Source organism: Paenibacillus sp. R14(2021), assembly GCF_019431355.1.
Taxonomy (GTDB): Bacteria; Bacillota; Bacilli; order Paenibacillales; family Paenibacillaceae; genus Paenibacillus_Z.
Genome location: NZ_CP080269.1, coordinates 173529 through 190809, shown reverse-complemented (window position 1 = coordinate 190809; position 17281 = coordinate 173529). Strand labels below are relative to the sequence as shown.

The 17281-nt window shown below is 52.9% G+C and carries 20 protein-coding genes; all 20 read right to left on the bottom strand.

Going from position 1 to position 17281, the window contains the following annotated elements:
• Positions 1-23: 23 nt before the first annotated feature.
• A complete protein-coding gene (gene recN / locus KXU80_RS00955) occupies positions 24-1724 on the bottom strand; it encodes a DNA repair protein RecN (RefSeq protein ID WP_219836453.1) in 1701 nt (566 codons plus the stop codon).
• 36 nt (positions 1725-1760) lie between these two features.
• A complete protein-coding gene (gene ahrC, locus KXU80_RS00950) occupies positions 1761-2210 on the bottom strand; it encodes a transcriptional regulator AhrC/ArgR (protein WP_219836452.1) in 450 nt (149 codons plus the stop codon).
• Positions 2211-2225: 15 nt separating this feature from the next.
• Positions 2226-2687 (bottom strand): hypothetical protein, encoded by a 462-nt coding sequence (locus KXU80_RS00945; protein ID WP_219836451.1) that lies wholly within the window; start codon positions 2685-2687, stop codon positions 2226-2228.
• 233 nt (positions 2688-2920) lie between these two features.
• The gene (locus KXU80_RS00940) at positions 2921-3757 is read right to left on the bottom strand and encodes a TlyA family RNA methyltransferase (RefSeq protein WP_219836450.1); all 837 of its coding nucleotides are present in this window, start codon (positions 3755-3757) and stop codon (positions 2921-2923) included.
• 21 nt (positions 3758-3778) lie between these two features.
• A complete protein-coding gene (dxs, locus tag KXU80_RS00935) occupies positions 3779-5680 on the bottom strand; it encodes a 1-deoxy-D-xylulose-5-phosphate synthase (protein ID WP_219836449.1) in 1902 nt (633 codons plus the stop codon).
• Positions 5681-5782: 102 nt separating this feature from the next.
• A complete protein-coding gene (locus KXU80_RS00930) occupies positions 5783-6694 on the bottom strand; it encodes a polyprenyl synthetase family protein (protein ID WP_258171195.1) in 912 nt (303 codons plus the stop codon).
• A gap of 2 nt (positions 6695-6696) precedes the next feature.
• The gene (xseB, locus tag KXU80_RS00925) at positions 6697-6963 is read right to left on the bottom strand and encodes an exodeoxyribonuclease VII small subunit (protein WP_219836448.1); all 267 of its coding nucleotides are present in this window, start codon (positions 6961-6963) and stop codon (positions 6697-6699) included.
• A gap of 2 nt (positions 6964-6965) precedes the next feature.
• Positions 6966-8318, bottom strand: a complete 1353-nt coding sequence (gene xseA / locus KXU80_RS00920) for an exodeoxyribonuclease VII large subunit (protein WP_219836447.1) — start codon at positions 8316-8318, stop codon at positions 6966-6968.
• Between the two features lie 10 nt (positions 8319-8328).
• On the bottom strand, positions 8329-9189 hold the full coding sequence (folD, locus tag KXU80_RS00915; RefSeq protein WP_219836446.1) for a bifunctional methylenetetrahydrofolate dehydrogenase/methenyltetrahydrofolate cyclohydrolase FolD: 861 nt from the start codon (positions 9187-9189) through the stop codon (positions 8329-8331).
• 103 nt (positions 9190-9292) lie between these two features.
• Positions 9293-9745, bottom strand: a complete 453-nt coding sequence (gene nusB, locus KXU80_RS00910; protein ID WP_219836445.1) for a transcription antitermination factor NusB — start codon at positions 9743-9745, stop codon at positions 9293-9295.
• A gap of 105 nt (positions 9746-9850) precedes the next feature.
• The gene (locus tag KXU80_RS00905) at positions 9851-10081 is read right to left on the bottom strand and encodes a DUF2273 domain-containing protein (RefSeq protein ID WP_219836444.1); all 231 of its coding nucleotides are present in this window, start codon (positions 10079-10081) and stop codon (positions 9851-9853) included.
• Positions 10082-10092: 11 nt separating this feature from the next.
• Complete coding sequence (gene amaP, locus KXU80_RS00900; RefSeq protein WP_219836443.1) at positions 10093-10656, bottom strand: alkaline shock response membrane anchor protein AmaP; 564 nt, start codon at positions 10654-10656, stop codon at positions 10093-10095.
• A gap of 137 nt (positions 10657-10793) precedes the next feature.
• On the bottom strand, positions 10794-11201 hold the full coding sequence (locus KXU80_RS00895) for an Asp23/Gls24 family envelope stress response protein (protein WP_219836442.1): 408 nt from the start codon (positions 11199-11201) through the stop codon (positions 10794-10796).
• A 126-nt stretch (positions 11202-11327) separates the two neighbouring features.
• Positions 11328-12698: an acetyl-CoA carboxylase biotin carboxylase subunit gene (gene accC, locus KXU80_RS00890; RefSeq protein ID WP_219836441.1), complete on the bottom strand. Its 1371-nt coding sequence runs from the start codon at positions 12696-12698 to the stop codon at positions 11328-11330.
• A gap of 55 nt (positions 12699-12753) precedes the next feature.
• Positions 12754-13236 carry an acetyl-CoA carboxylase biotin carboxyl carrier protein gene (gene accB, locus KXU80_RS00885; protein WP_219836440.1) on the bottom strand — a complete coding sequence of 161 codons (483 nt, stop codon included), beginning with the start codon at positions 13234-13236 and terminating at the stop codon, positions 12754-12756.
• Between the two features lie 226 nt (positions 13237-13462).
• A complete protein-coding gene (locus KXU80_RS00880; protein ID WP_219836439.1) occupies positions 13463-14173 on the bottom strand; it encodes a SpoIIIAH-like family protein in 711 nt (236 codons plus the stop codon).
• A 36-nt stretch (positions 14174-14209) separates the two neighbouring features.
• Positions 14210-14848, bottom strand: coding sequence for a stage III sporulation protein AG (spoIIIAG, locus tag KXU80_RS00875; RefSeq protein ID WP_219836438.1), 639 nt, complete (start codon positions 14846-14848; stop codon positions 14210-14212).
• Between the two features lie 18 nt (positions 14849-14866).
• Positions 14867-15574: a stage III sporulation protein AF gene (spoIIIAF, locus tag KXU80_RS00870; protein WP_219836437.1), complete on the bottom strand. Its 708-nt coding sequence runs from the start codon at positions 15572-15574 to the stop codon at positions 14867-14869.
• A 21-nt stretch (positions 15575-15595) separates the two neighbouring features.
• Positions 15596-16861: a stage III sporulation protein AE gene (gene spoIIIAE / locus KXU80_RS00865; protein ID WP_258171194.1), complete on the bottom strand. Its 1266-nt coding sequence runs from the start codon at positions 16859-16861 to the stop codon at positions 15596-15598.
• Between the two features lie 6 nt (positions 16862-16867).
• Complete coding sequence (gene spoIIIAD / locus KXU80_RS00860) at positions 16868-17263, bottom strand: stage III sporulation protein AD (RefSeq protein WP_219836436.1); 396 nt, start codon at positions 17261-17263, stop codon at positions 16868-16870.
• Positions 17264-17281 lie beyond the last annotated feature (18 nt).

Here is a 17281-nt window from a genome sequence, read left to right as displayed (position 1 = left end):
AAACATTCCCCGAATGGGTTCCATTACGCTCCTTTTTGTTTGTAAGCCAAGTCAAGCATTTCTTGCGCATGATGGCGGGTCTTTTCCGTCACTTCCACGCCGCCCAGCATACGGGCCAGCTCCTCAATTCGTGTATTGGAGTTAAGCTCCCTCACCATCGTCGAGGTACGCTCGGAAACGATGGTTTTATTAATTTCATAATGGTGGTCTGCCATGCATGCAACCTGAGGCAGATGTGTAATTGAGAATACCTGGCACTGTGCGGACAGCCTCGACATCTTCTCGGCGATCGATTGTGCAGCACGTCCGCTGACCCCAGTATCGACCTCATCGAAAATCAGCACCGGCACTTCGTCGATCGAAGCAAAAATGGTCTTTAGCGCAAGCATAATGCGTGACATTTCGCCGCCGGAAGCAATTTTACTGATTGGTTTAAGTGGTTCGCCTGGGTTTGGAGCGATCAGAAACGCAGCTTCGTCAATTCCGTTCGGATGCAGCCTATAATGCCCGTCAGACTGGTGCTGTTCCAATTGAACATGAAACGTCGTGCGTTCCATTTGAAGCTGCCTAAGCTCGCTCTCAATGGCCGCAGCAAGCCTTCCTGCAGCATTACGGCGAAGCGAGGAGAGTTGGATTCCAAGTGTTTCGCATTCCTCAAACAGCCTCTCCTGTTCTTTCTGAAGCCGCGCCAAATGCTCGTCCCGGTTTTCGATTTTGTCAGCTTCTGATTGAATGTTAGCCAGATAGGTTATAATATCAGGAATCGTTTCCCCATATTTGCGTTTAAGACTGTTGAGCAAGTCTAACCGGTCGTCAATGAACATGAGCCGCTCCGGATCAGAATCAACGGTATCCCGATAGTCCCTTAGCTGAAACGCGGCATCCTCCAGCTGATAAAAAGCCGACTGCAGCTGTTCCAGGAGAGGATCAAGTACGAGCGGGTCATAATCCCGAATATCCGTCACCCGATTGACGGCTTTACTAATGGCATCCAAGCCTTTATTTCCTTGGACCAGATTATAGGCGTCAGCGGCATAGTCTCTGCGTTTGACGGCGGACATTAGTTTCTGCTTCTCTTCCGCCAACGATTCATCTTCCCCTGCCTTCAGACGAGCGGATGAAATTTCCTCAATTTGAAACCGATATAAATCCAGCATTTGCATATTCTGCCGAGAGGAATCCTCAAGACTCTTCAGGTCATGACGCACCTTGTCATATTGGCGATAAACGGAGCGATAGGCTTCAAGCTTTCCATAAGCGATTTCACCGGCATAGGAGTCAAGCCAATCGAGATGCTTCTCAGTCCGCAGAAGCGATTGATGTTCATGCTGGCCGTGAATGTTAACGAGGCACTCCCCTGCTTCACGAAGCATTGATAACGTAACGATATGTCCATTAATTCGGCTGATGCTCTTGCCTTGGGAAGAAAGCTCCCGTCGTATGACAAGCCCCTCATCGGACGATGCCTGAATTCCGAATGTTTTCAGAATGTACCATACCGGATGGGTCGCAGACAGCTCGAACATAGCCTCAATCTCGGCTTTGTCGCAGCCGTAACGAACAATATCCGATGCGCCTCTTCCGCCTACGACAAGACTGAGTGCATCAATGAGAATGGATTTACCCGCTCCCGTCTCACCCGTCAATACATGAAAACCTTCGTGAAATTTAACAGACACCTGTTCAATAACAGCCAAATTACGAATAGACAGCTCGCGAAGCATAGTTGCTCTCCTCCTTAACGTCGTTCATATCATCGGTTAATTCATTAAGCCAAGCAGACGATCGACGATTTCACTGCTCTGCGATTTCGTCCGGCAAATTAAAAGGATCGTATCATCTCCGCAAATCGTGCCCATGATTTCTACCCATTCCATGTTGTCGATCATCGCGCCGATCGCATTTGCCGTGCCCGGCAAACATTTCATAACAACCAGGTTATCCGTAAAATCGATGTGCAAGAAATGGTCAGACAACGTCCGTTTCAATTTGTGAATGGAATTTGTCCTCGTCTCTTGCGGAATCGAGTATTTATATTTGCCATCCTCGATGGGAACTTTAATTAGCTGCATTTCTTTAATATCGCGGGAGACCGTCGCTTGCGTCACTTGAAGCCCTGCCGTGCGCAGCGATTCCACCAAATCATCCTGTGTTTCAATGATTTCATTATTGATTAACTCGCGTATTTTCATTTGCCGAACACTCTTCATGTTATCCTCCTCAAGTTAGGAACCAAATCGAAATGTGATGGTGCGAATGGATGAATCCTTATGATCCACAAACAATACCCCTTCGCAATTCGGCATCAATAGCGCATATACCAGCAGTCTGTCCCGGACCCCGCTGCCTGTCCAATCTATGGGCATTCGCTCGCGCGCTGTCTTAACAATATAATGTTTGCCATCTTTCTCAGCAATTAAATCGATAAACAATCGGCTGTATAGCGTCGAACCGTCCAAATCAATGGTAAGAGGGATTCGGTACTTGCCGTGTGTGACCTCGTAGCCAGCTTTCTCTAATACCTGTACGTTCACATCATCCTCGCGCACATCCTCCGCTTCACTCAGCAGCAGCTTCGTGTTCATACCCGGCGGTTCATGCAGCCAGCGATAGAAGGCTCGATACAGCCAATATAAGAGTAGACTGCCAGCAATCAACATTACCAGCCAATCACCATAGTTCCCCATGAAAATCCCTCCTGCGCTTGAAAGAGTTACAATAACCATTTCGCGTCCCGGAAGGAATTTCCTCTAGCTGATCACTATTACCAAAAGCGAACATTTGTTTGCTATATTCTTATCTTATCAAAAAATCTTAATTTCGCAAGTGGTTTATACCAATTCATTACCCCGCGATCAAAAAAAGCCTTCCAGATCGGCCTTAAGCCGAACTGAAAGACTTATTCTCCCCCAATAGCGACCTATACGCTCTTGGTATCTTGCGCGAATGTTCCGGAAGCTTCCTGTACCAGTGCGGCAATAGTATCAGCATCTGGTGGAATATTAACTTGGCCCGGCGACCAGATCATGTGGGCGAGAAATTCAATGTTTCCTTCTCCACCGGTAATCGGCGAAAACGTTAGACCCTTCAAGGCGTATCCTTCGCCCGCTGCAAAGCCGAGCACTTGCTCCAGTACCTCGCGATGCGTGCTCGATTCTCTCACTACGCCTGATTTACCGACCTTCTCCCGCCCAGCCTCGAACTGCGGCTTGATTAAGGCAACGATTCCCGCACCCGGCTGCAGCAGCGTGCCGAGCGTCGGCAGGATCAATTTCAAAGAAATAAAAGAAACGTCGATGGTGGCAAACGTAGGCTGCGGTCCTTTCAAATCCTCGGGAACCGTGTAGCGGAAATTAGTACGCTCCATGACATCGACCCGCTCATCCTGCCGGAGTGACCAATCGAGCTGATTGTAGCCGACATCCAGTGCATAGACGTAAGCGGCTCCATTCTGAAGCGCGCAATCCGTAAAGCCGCCCGTGGATGCGCCGATGTCAAGCATGACGGCTCCTGCAAGCTGAAGGCCGAAGTGTTTAATGGCTTTCGCAAGCTTCAGCCCGCCTCGGCTGACATAAGGATGGAGGGCACCTTTCACGGTAATGGAGGCCGTTCTTGGCACCTTCATGCCGCTCTTCTCGATCCGTTCTCCGTCGACGATAACCAAGCCCGCCATTAAAGCTGCTTTGGCCTTCACGCGGCTGTCGTAATACCCCTGCTCCACGAGCAGAATATCAATTCGTTCTTTTGCAATCGTCATCGCTTAAGCTTCTCCTGCTTCCTATACCTGACCGGGCACACGTTTACGGATCCGCGGAAGCAGCGCCTTCACCTCAGCAGCGGCGCGCTCCGCCGTCAATCCGACTTCCTGGCGCTGTTCCTTAATCGAGCCATGCTTTACGAATACATCGGGCACGCCCAAAAGTCGAACATGCATGTCATGCTTGCCGCGAAGCGCATAAAATTCCAACACCGCACTGCCGAGGCCGCCCAACTCGGAGCCTTCTTCAATGACCAGAACAGGAAGCCCTTCTTCCGCGATCTGGAGGAGCATCGCTTCATCAAGCGGTTTAATGAAGCGAGCATTGACGATTCGTACGTTCAAGCCTTCACGCTTCAGTATATCCGCAGCCTCTTCGGCAACCTGAATCATCGGGCCGACTGCTGCTATGATAGCGGAATCGCCTTCGCGAAGCGTTTCCCACGTGCCGAACGGGATGGGTTTCATTTCTTTCTCGACCGTCACCCCAAGACCGTTAATACGCGGATAGCGGATCGCGATCGGTCCGTCGTCGTAATCGATCGCCGTCTTCATCATTCGACGAAGCTCATTCTCGTCCTTCGGCATCATAATAGCAATATTCGGAATATGGCGAAGGAACGGGATATCGTATACGCCTTGATGCGTTTCGCCGTCGCCGCCTACAAAGCCCGCACGGTCGATTGCAAACACGACATTTGCGTTATGCCGGCAAATATCATGCACGACCTGGTCATATGCACGCTGGAGGAAGGTCGAATACACAGCGAAGATCGGTTTCATGCCCTCCATCGCCATCGCGGCGCACATCGTGGCCGCATGCTGCTCGGCGATCCCTACGTCCACCATACGATTCGGATACTTCTCTGCGAATTTCACCAATCCGGAGCCCCCGGCCATCGCTGGCGTTACCGCAATAATCCGTTTATCCTCCTCCGCCAAATCCATCAGCGCCTCGCTGAACACCTCAGTGTACATCGGGGGGCCAACAGCCTTGAGCATTTGGCCGGATTCGATTTTATACGGAGAAGATACGCCATGCCACTTGAAGGAATCCGCTTCGGCCGGCGAGTAGCCCTTGCCTTTCACGGTGATGACATGCACGAGCACAGGACCTGGCACGCGGCTGGCCTGCTCAAGTAAATCCATCAGTTGAGGAAGATCATGCCCATCGACCGGCCCCAAATACGTAAAGCCGAATTGCTCGAACAAGATTCCGCTCATGAGCAAATACTTTACGCTGTCTTTGAGCCGCTCGGCCGTTTTGGCCAGTTTGCCGCCGATCGCGGGAATTTTGTTCAGCAGCTGGTTTAATTCTTCCTTTGCCTTCTGGTAATGCCGGTCCGTTCTGATTTTACCCAGATAATGATGAAGCGCGCCAACGTTTGGTGCAATCGACATCTCGTTGTCGTTAAGAATGACCATCAGGTTCTTCTTCTCGTGCCCGATATGGTTCAAGGCTTCGAGCGCCATGCCCCCTGTCAACGCGCCGTCTCCTATGACGGCAACGACTTTGTTCTTCTCACCCTTCGAATCCCTGGCAAGCGCCATGCCCATCGCAGCGGATAAGGACGTGCTGCTGTGGCCGGCCTCCCATACATCATGCGGACTTTCGGAGCGATTGATGAACCCGCACAATCCTTTATATTTACGCAACGTATCAAACTGATCCCTGCGGCCGGTCAAAATTTTATGAACGTACGATTGATGCCCTACGTCAAAAATAAATTTATCTTTAGGACTATCGAACAAATAGTGCAGCGCCAGAGTGAGCTCAACAACTCCCAGGTTTGGAGCGAGATGTCCACCCGTCGCCGACAGCTTCTCAATCAGAAAGGTGCGGATTTCAGCCGCAAGCTCCTCCAATTGCGCGATGGAGAGGGTTTTCAAATCATTGGGCTCATTGATATGTTCCAGCAACACGATAATTCCTCGCTTTCCCGGCGTATAATCCCGTGGTCCATTAAACGTCAAATGTGGCTAAATTATAACATACATTGCGGCAGAAGCCCAAGGCAGTTCGTGCTAATGGTCCCTGCGCATCAAATATTCCGCGATGTCATGCAGCGTATCCGGCATTGCCAGCTTCGCATCGGCCAGCGCCTGCTTCGCTTCCCCGGTCAACTGCTCCACGAGAGCTTCGCTCTTCTCAAGGCCGATGAGATATGGATAAGTCACCTTATGCTGCTCCACATCACTCTGGACGGGTTTGCCCAATTTGGCTTCATCGCCGATCAAGTCCAAAATATCATCTTGAATTTGAAAGGCCAGCCCAAGCTTCCGCGCGAACAGCTGGAGCGCATCCAGCTGCTGCGGCGCCGCTCCGCCGATCCGGGCGCCGGCCAGCACGGAAAACACGATCAAGTCGCTCGTCTTGTGCAAATGGATGTATTCCAGCTCCTCCAGCGACGTAACCCCTTGCTCGCCGAGTATATCGGCTGCCTGACCGCCGACCATGCCGGGAGCACCCGCAAGTCTGGCCAGGTCCGCGATAATCGCGAGCGCAGCCTCAGGAGGGGCCCCAAGTCCGGCTGCACGGGTCACTGCATAGAAAGCATGCGTCAGCAGTCCATCCCCGGCCAGGATTGCCATCGCCTCTCCATAGACCTTGTGGTTCGTCGGCTTGCCGCGGCGATAATCATCGTTATCCATCGCGGGCAAATCGTCATGGATCAGCGAATACGTATGAATCATCTCGATTGCGCAAGCAACGGGCATTGCGATCTCTCGGGCACGTTCCTGCTGTTTGACCGCCTCCGCCGCACTCAGCACGAGAATTGGCCGAAGGCGCTTGCCGCCGGCTTCCAGAGAGTACATCATCGACTCTCTAAGCGCAGGCGGAATATCCCATTCTTCCGGAATGGATGCTTTTAAAGCCGCTTCGATTTCCAATACGGAACGTGCCAAGTAGTCTGCGAGTGCAAGAGAAGTTCTCACGTTTATTCCCCTTTGTCCTCGTTTGCCGGTGCAAACGGTTTTCTATGTAAGCCGTTCTCGGTCTCGATCAAGACTTCGATCTTCCGCTCGACTTGCTCCAGCTTGGAGCCGCACAGCTGCGAAAGCTTCATCCCCTCCTGAAACAGCTCGATGGCCGTCTCGAGCGGGACATCGCCGCTCTCGAGCTTGCTCACGATGCCTTCCAGGCGTTCCATCGCAGCCTCGAAGCTAATCTCTTCTTTTTCTTTCTCCTTTTCCTTGGCAGCCATACCTACGCCTCCCCTTTCAATCCCCATACCTGACATTCAAGCTGTCCGTCGGCAACTTTAACTTTCACGACGTCGCCGAGCTGCACGTCCGCGACCGATTTCACCAGTTTCTTCTCTTGCTCGTCATATACTAAACTATACCCTCTTGACATGACTTTAAGCGGGCTAAGCGCATCGAGCTGACGCATGGAAGCCAGCAGCTCCGTTCGGCGCTCCTTCAAGCTTCCGGACATCGCTGCTTCCAGCCTGGCAGAGATCTGCTGCAGCTGTTTGGAAGCTTGGTTGACCTTGGCGCCGGGGTGCATGCGCAATAGAGTCGTATTGAGATTCCCAAATCTCTCTCGGCTGCGTTCCGCGGCACGAAGCGCTCGGAATTGAAGACGATCCTGAAGCACGTCAAGACGTTCCGCATGCTGCAGCACGTATTTGCGCGGATTTAGGAATACAGGCGATCGCCGCAAACGCACAAGACGTTCCTTTCGATTCTGCACGGTCATCCGAAGCATTTGAACTAGCCGCGATTCCATCTGCGCTAGCTTGGATTTCACCTCTTGGACGCTTGTAACGGCAAGCTCTGCAGCAGCCGTCGGCGTAGCCGCGCGAAGATCTGCCGCAAAATCGGCAATCGTGAAATCCGTCTCATGACCGACCGCCGAAATAACGGGAATCGCAGAGCCGGCGATGCTTCTCGCGACAGCCTCTTCATTAAAAGCCCAAAGCTCCTCCAGTGATCCGCCGCCCCGGCCAATTATTAATACGTCGACTTCGCCTAATCGGTTCATCGCTTCGATGGCTTTCACGATTGAAGGCGCGGCTCCCGTTCCCTGTACGAGCACGGGAAAAAGAAGCACCGGCACGGAAGGGTGTCGGCGCTGCAGCGTAATGAGTATGTCTCGGACAGCGGCTCCAGTAGCAGATGTAATAACGCCGATCGCTTTCGGAAACGGCGGAATCGACCTTTTGCGGGCAGCATCGAACAGTCCTTCATCTTGAAGCTTGCGTTTCAGCTGCTCATAGGCCAGATAGAGACTCCCGATTCCGTCCGGCTGCATGGCCGTACAGTAGAACTGGTAGTTTCCGTCGCGCTCGTACACCGAAATGTTGCCGCGTGCCATCACCTTCGCGCCTTCTTTCGGAATAAAGGGCAGTCGTTGGTTGTGGGAGGCAAACATAATGCATTTGAGCCGGCTGTCCTTGTCCTTCAGCGTAAAATACATATGACCGCTGGAATGATGCGTAAAATTCGAAATTTCTCCGCGCAGCCAGATATCGTTCAACAGTTCGTCCGATTCCAGCTTCATTCCGATGTATCGGTTAATTTCTTTAATCGAAAAAATACGCGTTCGGTCTGCCATCAGGTGATGCTCACCCCTTGATTGCGTGTTGTTGTTTCGCGGCCTTCAGCGTATTCTGCATCAGCATCGTAATGGTCATCGGTCCTACGCCGCCTGGAACCGGCGTGACGTAGCCGGCAACGTCCAGCACATCCTCGTAATCCACATCGCCTGCAAGCTTGCCGTCAGCAAGGCGGTTGATGCCCACGTCGATAACAACGGCGCCGGGCTTCACAAATTGACGTCCGATCGCTTTCGCTTTGCCGATTGCGACTACGAGTATATCTGCTGATTTCGCAATTTCAGCCATATTGTCTGTCCGGGAATGACAGATCGTTACGGTTGCATGCTCCCGAAGCAGCAGCATGGATACCGGCTTGCCGACGATATTGCTGCGTCCGATGACGACGGCATGTTTGCCGGCAATTGTAATGCCTGTCCGTTTAATGAGTTCAATAACGCCTGCAGGCGTACATGGGAGAAGACTGTCATCCCCGATCACGAGATTCCCGACGCTGACGGGATGGAAACCGTCTACGTCCTTCGCCGCGCTGATCGCGTCGATGACAGCTTTCTCGTCGATATGCTTCGGCAGCGGAAGCTGCACAAGGATGCCATGGATCGAGCTTTGGTGATTCAACTTATCAATCAACGCGAGCAATTCATCTTGCGAGGCTGAACCGTCCAAGCGATGGACTTCGGAATAGAAGCCAAGCTGCTGGCAGGCTTTTTCTTTGCTGCCGACGTACACTTTCGATGCGGGATCCTCGCCTACGAGCACGACCGCAAGTCCGGGCGTAATGCCTTGCGCCTTCAATTTCGACGTTTCTTCGCCGATTTCAATACGGATTGCATCGGAAATCGCTTTGCCTTCAATACGCTCTGCTATCAATGGAATCACTCCTATTATGTATAGCCCCAAAGGGCAAAATTATCGTAAACCCCCTAGTACCCGGAGGTTCTAAGGGGCTTCCATCGCTCTGAATTGCGGTGCTTTATGCTTTTGGCTTCAGTTCATCGAGTGCGGTAAGCAGCCGCCCCAGGACCCCGTTGACGAACTTACCGGACTCATCGGTGCCAAAATGCTTCGCCAGCTCGATCGCTTCATTAATGATCGCCTTCGGCGGCGCATCATCGCGAAATACGAGCTCGTAGCAGGCGAGACGCAAAATCTGCCGGTCAACCCTTGAGAGCCGATCCACCTGCCAGCCCGTCAAATAACGCTGAAGCATATCGTCGATCGCTGCCTTATGTTCAACCACGCCTTGAATGAGCTCGCGCATGTAGGCATCAATTACAGCGACATCCGCTGCATTCGCTTCGATCTCGTTCTCCGTATGCACTTCTTCCACAAGCATGTCCACTGCGGAAGCTGTCGTCGCCTCTTCATTCATTTCCATTTGGTACAAGCTTTGTACCACGATTTCCCGTGCTAACCTTCGTTTCATGTGTCCTCCTGACCGTCCCTCAAAAAGAATTACTTCACAAAATATGATCTCCTCCCTGCCCCGAACAGATGCCGCATTGTCCGGGGTACGGAGGAGACCATAGTACTATTTGAACGGCCGCCAGCGTTCTGTCAGCCATTCCGTTAAGCGCCCCCATGGTATTAGAGGACCGCTCTGTTCATCTTTCATTTTGCCGACCGTATAGCCTACCCATAACAGGAGTCCGAAAAACAGCATATCCCAAAAACCGACGATAAAATAAAGAAGTCCAAGAATGATACCTACTGCCACGCCGGCGATCCGACCACCATGGGTTGTCCAGATTTCCTTCCACATCGGCATCACCCCTATTCTACACGACTTTTAAAGTTAGCGGTTTGGATGATGTTCGCCACATACACAGAGACAACCGCGACAGGGATGCCCGTAATCTCCTCCACATGGGATTTGACCGCGCGCTGCATATCCTCCGTCAACGTCGGAATGGAGCTTTCACCGTCTGCAATCGCACGAAGCGACACTTCGATGCCCGCTTCGCCGATGCGAATACGCGCTTTCAAATCTTTCACGCCGCGCTGGCGTCCAGCTGCTTTCAGCGCCAAGTTCTCCACCGTATCAATTGAAATCCGAATATCACCGAACTCCGTCCGCTGGTCAATAGACGGCGCGGATGCATTGCTGCGTCTTAGCGAAACATAGAAGAAACGAAGACTGATCAGAAACACGACAACCGCGACCGTTACAACCGTCAGCTGCAGCCAGCGCATTTCACCGCCGTACAGGTTATGAACCAGATTGCTCAGCCACTCTTCCGGGAACCAGTAGAGGCCCGCACTGAACGCGATAACCGCTGCTGCGCCAATGGCAAGGCTGTATAGAAATAACAGGAACTTGTCCAACACTCTAATCAACGAGAGATTCCTCCTTGGAGCGGATGAGAAGAACAGGTTGTACCCGTCTTCATGGAGCGGACTAGATAAAACCCCCTAGCGCCGAGCGGCAAGCCCAACCACTAGGGGGTATGGTTCGTTCTTTACATTCGCGGCCCTTATTTCAGGCGGGTAGCAGGTTCTTCCTCTTCCGGCTTCTCCGCAATTTTGAAATGAACGTCATGGATATGAACGTTCACCTCTACAACATGGAGACCAGTCATCATTTCAATCGACCGCTTCACGTTGTTCTGAATTTCCGAAGCAACCTCTGGAATGCGGTTTCCATATTCCACAATGATGGAGACATCAACTGCCGCTTCGCGTTGACCGACCTCGACTTTAACGCCTTTGGACAAATTTTTGCGACCCAGAAGCTCGGCAATGCCGCCGGCGAATCCGCCGCTCATGCCTGCTACGCCTTGAACTTCAATTGTCGCAAGACCAGCAATGATTTCAATGACTTCGGGTGCGATTTGAATAGTGCCCATGTCTGTTTTCTCATAGTCCGCTGCGAGCGTACTCATGGTTATCCTACACCTCCCGTAAAGTTGCGTGCCTTCAGCCGCCAGCCGATAGCTTATCCGCTTCTTATTCCTATACTATAGCATTCTGGCGGAAATATGACAAACCATGCAGATCTTATGCCCGGCCTACTCTTGAAGCGATTCTTCCGGATGATTGACATCATAATCCTCAAGGAATTTAATATCAAAATTACCCTTCAGAAACTTCGGATGATTCAGAAGCTTCATGTGGAACGGGATCGTCGTGCGAATGCCGTCGATGGCAAATTCCGCTAGAGCCCGCTTCATCCGTGCGATCGCATCCTCGCGGGTTGCCCCCCAAACGATGAGCTTAGCAATCATAGAATCATAGTGCGGCGAGATCGTATAGCCGGGGTATGCGCTGCTGTCCACGCGCACGCCTAAACCACCCGGCGGCAAATAAAATTGAATTTGACCCGGAGACGGCATGAAGCCACGCTCGGAATCTTCCGCATTGATACGGCATTCAATCGCCCAGCCGTTGATTTTCAGGTCGATCTGCTTAAAGGAAAGCGGGTTGCCCTCTGCCACGGAAATCATCTCTTTAATGAGGTCGACGCCGGTAATCATTTCCGTCACGGGATGCTCCACCTGAATACGAGTGTTCATCTCCATAAAGTAAAAATTACCGTCAGGACCAAGCAGGAACTCGAGCGTTCCGGCTCCGGAGTAGTTAACCGCCAGCGCGGCGCGTACCGCAGCCTGACCCATCCGTTCGCGAAGAGCCGGACTGAGCACCGGACAAGGCGCTTCTTCAAGAAGCTTCTGACGGCGGCGCTGGATCGAGCAGTCGCGCTCGAACAGATGCACCGCATTGCCGTGCTTGTCCGCCATGATTTGAATTTCGACGTGCTTCATGCCCGTCAAATATTTCTCCAGATATACGCCGGCGTTGCCAAACGCCTTCTGCGCTTCCTGCTGCGCCGTCGTAATTTGGGCGATCAGCATTTCCTCGTTCTCGGCAATCCGGATACCCTTGCCTCCGCCGCCGGCGGTTGCTTTAATGATGACCGGGTAACCGATTTCGCGCGCAACGCGAACGGCATCATCAAGATCTTCGACAAGACCGTCCGAGCCTGGAATAATCGGCACGTCAGCGAGTTTCATCGTCGATTTGGCGACGGCTTTATCGCCCATTTTGCTAATGGCTTGCGGCGACGGTCCGATAAAGGTTACGTTGCAGGACTCGCAGATTTCCGCGAAATCCGCATTCTCTGCCAGAAATCCGTAGCCGGGATGAATGGCATCGCAGTCCGTAAGCGTTGCGACGCTCATGATGTTAGTCAAGTTCAGATAGCTGTCCTTGGAGAGAACAGGCCCGATGCAATATGCTTCATCCGCGAGACGGACGTGAAGGGATTCACGGTCGGCCTCGGAATAGACGGCAACGGTGCCGATGCCGAGCTCGCGGCAGGCGCGAATAATACGTACGGCGATTTCTCCTCGGTTGGCAATCAATATTTTATTGAATTTCACGGTAATCGCTCCTCTCGTGTCCATTGGATCCCGGTGTCTTCCGATTCGGAATCTCTTACTCCGGCTTCACAAGGAACAACGGTTGTCCGTATTCGACGAGTTGTCCATTCTCAACAAGAATTTCAACGATCTCCCCGCGTACCTCAGCTTCAAGCTCGTTCATGAGCTTCATCGCTTCGAGGATGCAGACGATAGACTTATCGTTGATCCGGTCGCCGACGTTCACAAACGGCGCCTTGTCTGGGGAAGAGGCACGATAGAATGTACCGACCATCGGCGAAACGATAGCATGATAGTTGTCTCTTGCGGATGCCTGCGGAGCCTCGGCGGCAGGAGCAGCGGCCGGTTGGATTGCGCCAGCCGGAGCTTGATAAGCCTGCGTATATGTAGGAATAGGCGCGGCTTGTACATTTACCACTTCCGTTTTACCGGGCTTGCGGATCAACAGGCGTGCGCCTTCGTTTTCAATTTCGAGTTCATGGACCGAAGTCCCGTCAACCAGCTTGATCAATTCTTTAATCTCGCTCAGCTTAAACATCGTTTCACTCCTAAAAGTTTTTGCATCCTTACTTGCAGGACGCTTGAAGTCATTCGTATGTAAGCGCTGTTTGCACACATAAGAAAGCGGTGCAAATTACTAAACCTGCACATACCACATCTATTATAGCATAAAGGGAGCGGAACACGAACCCATTTTTTACGTAATCTCAATGGAAAAAAGCCCCAGACTGCCGGAAATCCGGCGTCCGAGGCTCTATGTCTGCTTATTTGACGAATTGAATCGTCAGCTGATCCGGCGTCAAGTTAAGCTCCTTCATTGCCATCGTGAGAATGCTGTCGGCTTGGCTGCGCTCGAGCTTGTCGCTTTGCACAACGACTTTGAAATGATTCGCTGCATCCGGCACGACAGCCGCATTGCCGAACTGCTTGGACAGCTCTTCCTCGAGGCTCGTAATCTTCGCGCTCTTATCTTCGAGCAAGCTCAGCTGGTCCATGGAAGCTGCTGCATCCTTCTCGGACTGCTTCGTATCGGAGACTTTGCCGAGCAGCTTATCGTATTCTTCATAGTATTGCTGGTCGCGCTTCGCCTGCATCTGGCTGAACACGCTTGCGCTTATTCCACCCGCGGCATCCAGCTGATCGAGCACTTCTTGATCGGTTTTATCCGTTGCTGCCGTCGTATCGGCCGCGTCCTTCGTCGTATCCGCACTGTCTTTATTACCCGCTCCGTCCTCCGTTTGCGCAGCGTCGCCGCCGCCATCCTTCGTGACCTCGTCCACGATGATGGCATTATTGCCGGATGCATTGCCCGATGCTTCCGTCGCATCACCCTTCGCGCCCGACTGCTTCGTGCCGTCCGTCGTGACGATATCGTTCGTCGTACTGACGTCTTCGGTAAACAGGTAGTATGCCGATAAAATGACCATCAGGCTTAGCATGGATACGAGCCAAATCGTTTGCCGTTTGTTGTTCATGAATAAACAGCCTCCCTTTTCGTTGTCCAAATGGATTTATTGATACTTGTGCGGCACAACCGAAATTCGATTGACTGCAACGTTGAGCCCTTTCTCGACGGCGTCAGTGATAAGCCGTCTGACCGTGCCGTTCTCGGCACCCTTCGCAACGATGAGCACGCCCCGTATTCGGGGCTGTATACGCTTCGTAATGATGGGCGAGCTTGATCCGCCCGTATCGTAGAGCACCACTTTGCCGCCTTTCGTGATCGAAGTGATGCTTCGCTTACCGCCGTTCTTATCGGTTTCGTTCGTGATCTGCTGCGATTCGTTCTCGTCGATCTGAACGGTGACCTCTTCCGTCGAGTCAACCGTCACCAACACGTCGACTGCTCCGACGCCAACGATTTTCTCTAAAATCTCTTTCAGCCTTGCTTCCAGCGGCTGCTCGATCGCGTCAAAGGAAGAGGTGTCCGCGTTGTCCTTGCCTAAGAGCGCCGGCGCGCTGGGAGGCTCGTTCTGCGATGTCTGCTGCTGATCGGACGGTACCTTCTGGTATGTGAGAAATGAATTCATCAGCATGAGCACCGCTCCGATTCCGCCGATGATGAGCAGCCAGCGGAGCGTCCTGATCCGTTTCGGCCCCCCCTGCCCCTTGCCGACGGTCGACTCCAGCCCATCCAGCCATTTGGCCAACGCCGTTCTCCCCTTTCCCTATTGAGCGGCAGCCGAATCCCCCGCCTGTTCCTGTATGTCAACGATTGCCGGATTGACGGACCAGCCTTCCTTCAGAACATCCAGTACCGCATTAGCAGCGGCGCCTGCAACCGGCCGAGCCTCTGCCTCTTTATGCGATGCCGGGGCTTGCACGGGCTCCACGGTCACAGTCACAGCTTCAACATCCGCTACCGACTCCGCCGTTGCTCCTTCTTGCGATTGTCCAGCGGATTCCTCATCCTTGTTAGCCGCTAACGTAACGATGACGCCGCTAAGCTGCGAAGGTTGTCCGGACGAATCGCTCACCAGCCTTACCGATACCGACGCTACCCGGAGCCCCGTCCGCTGCTCGATGCCTGCCTTCATATCGCCGGCCAGCTTCTGCGCAGCCAGCTCGGAAGCCGAGGCCGCCTGCTTCTTCTGCAGCGCCTTAGCGCCGTCTTGGATATCCTGCAGGCTTGGCATGTGGTACTCTTTAGCCGATTCGGCTTGAATCCAATGTTCGACTTCCTCGTCCAGCCTTGCGCTGAAATCGCCCTGAAGCAAGCGGATGATCGGCGTAAGAATCGTCAGCAAGATGATCAAGCCGGCGACAAGCCTAACATAGCGCTGCATGGATTTGTTCGGCAGCAGCAAGTCGATGAAGCCTGCCAGCAGCACGACTGCTATGATCTGCTGAAGCCATACCGCAAGCCAAGTCAGCATGCTATCGCCTCCGGTTTTTCGCTACTTGATCATGATCGCTGCATTGCCCGCCGTTAGAATGATCGTGATCGCCAGGAAGAACATGAGGCCAACAGCGGCAAGAGCGGCGAACACATAAATTAGCGTCTTGCCGATCGTTTGCAGGCAGTTCACGATGGGGCTGTCCCCGAGCGGCTGCATGATTGCCGCAGATACGTTGTAGATCAGCGCCAGCGTGAGGATCTTGACCGCCGGGAATGCGCAGAGGAACAATATGATCACTACGCCCGCAAGCCCGATTGCGTTCTTCACCAGCATGGACGCCGAGATGACCGTATCCGCCGCATCGGAGAAGGTTCGTCCGATAACCGGCACGAAGTTGCCTGTCACAAACTTAGCTGTCCGCATCGTTACGCCGTCCGTTACGGAACCCGTTGCGCCCTGCACCGAAATGACGCCAAGGAATACGGTAAGCATGACGCCCATTACTCCGACGCTGAAGCTGCGAAGCACATTGGCCAGCTGCGTGACCTTGAACCTGTCCGATATGGAGCTGGCGATATGCAGCACGGCCGAGAAGAACAGCAGCGGAAACACCAGCGTGTAGATGACCGTGCCGACGGCATGAATCATGAACACAATGAGCGGATGCAGCACCGTTACCGTCACCACGCTTCCCATAGTAGCCAGCAGCGTCAGCAGGAGCGGCACCATCGCCATCATGAACTGAATCATCCCCGTGATGGCATCCTTGGCGTAGCCGATCGCAACGTTGAAGCTGTTGACCGCAAGCACGATCATCACCATGTAGGTGATACTGTACGCCACTTTGCTGACGGCATTTCGCTCGAAAGCCGTCTGCATCGTTTCCAGCATCATGCTGAATACCGTGAGGATGACGATCGTAACGAGCAGCTTGCCGTTATACAAAATTTCATGCAATACGTAGCGAAGCAGGCCTGCGAGCACCGTGGTCAGCTTCAGCCCTTTCCCGCCGGGCATAATCATCTCCGCGAAGCTCGGTACGTCGCGGTCGGGGAAGAACCCGCCGTAATCCTTCATCAGCTTGTTCCAGTAATTCTCGACATTCTGCGTGTCGATGCCCTGCAGCTGCTCGTTCGTGATTTGCTTGTTCACGGCATCGGCATTTCCGCCGCCCGAGACAGAAGCAGGCTCATCCGCCGTGTGGGCGGCTTCCTGGGAAATTCCATCAGCCGGATCGGCCATAGCCATGACTGGCATAATCAGCAGCAGTCCCCACAGAAGCACAGCCTGCAGGACCATGAAACGAACGAAGCGCTGACGCATGCTGCTTCAACTCCCTATTGGCAGTAAACCTAATACGGTTTCGACGATGACGCTGATGATGGGCACGGCCAGCATTAGAATCAGTATTTTACCGGCAAACTCGATCTTGGACGCTATGCTTTCCTGCCCTGCATCCCGTACGATCTGCGAGCCGAACTCCGCGATGTAGGCGATTCCGATGATTTTCAGTATCGTCTTCAAGTAAATCGACGGGATGCCCGATTTGTCGGCGAGCTGCTCCAGTACACCGATGACCGTTTCGATTTTGCCAATGACGAACAAGAAAATGAAGAGTCCCGTAAAGGCCGCTAGCAGAAACCCGAACATCGGTTTCTGTTCACGAACAACGAGCACCAGCACAGTCGCAATAAGGCCAAGCCCGACGATTTGAATGATTTCCAACTTCTACTCACCTGCCCT

What these genes read in the sequence shown, in the direction of transcription:
- recN (WP_219836453.1), bottom strand. Translation starts at nt 1,724, where the DNA reads ATGCTTCGCGAGCTGTCTATTCGTAATTTGGCTGTTATTGAACAGGTG.
- ahrC (WP_219836452.1), bottom strand. Translation starts at nt 2,210, where the DNA reads ATGAAGAGTGTTCGGCAAATGAAAATACGCGAGTTAATCAATAATGAA.
- KXU80_RS00945 (WP_219836451.1), bottom strand. Translation starts at nt 2,687, where the DNA reads ATGGGGAACTATGGTGATTGGCTGGTAATGTTGATTGCTGGCAGTCTA.
- KXU80_RS00940 (WP_219836450.1), bottom strand. Translation starts at nt 3,757, where the DNA reads ATGACGATTGCAAAAGAACGAATTGATATTCTGCTCGTGGAGCAGGGG.
- xseB (WP_219836448.1), bottom strand. Translation starts at nt 6,963, where the DNA reads ATGGCTGCCAAGGAAAAGGAGAAAGAAAAAGAAGAGATTAGCTTCGAG.
- xseA (WP_219836447.1), bottom strand. Translation starts at nt 8,318, where the DNA reads ATGGCAGACCGAACGCGTATTTTTTCGATTAAAGAAATTAACCGATAC.
- nusB (WP_219836445.1), bottom strand. Translation starts at nt 9,745, where the DNA reads ATGAAACGAAGGTTAGCACGGGAAATCGTGGTACAAAGCTTGTACCAA.
- KXU80_RS00905 (WP_219836444.1), bottom strand. Translation starts at nt 10,081, where the DNA reads ATGTGGAAGGAAATCTGGACAACCCATGGTGGTCGGATCGCCGGCGTG.
- KXU80_RS00895 (WP_219836442.1), bottom strand. Translation starts at nt 11,201, where the DNA reads ATGAGTACGCTCGCAGCGGACTATGAGAAAACAGACATGGGCACTATT.
- accB (WP_219836440.1), bottom strand. Translation starts at nt 13,236, where the DNA reads ATGTTTAAGCTGAGCGAGATTAAAGAATTGATCAAGCTGGTTGACGGG.
- KXU80_RS00880 (WP_219836439.1), bottom strand. Translation starts at nt 14,173, where the DNA reads ATGAACAACAAACGGCAAACGATTTGGCTCGTATCCATGCTAAGCCTG.
- spoIIIAF (WP_219836437.1), bottom strand. Translation starts at nt 15,574, where the DNA reads ATGCTGACTTGGCTTGCGGTATGGCTTCAGCAGATCATAGCAGTCGTG.
- spoIIIAE (WP_258171194.1), bottom strand. Translation starts at nt 16,861, where the DNA reads ATGCGTCAGCGCTTCGTTCGTTTCATGGTCCTGCAGGCTGTGCTTCTG.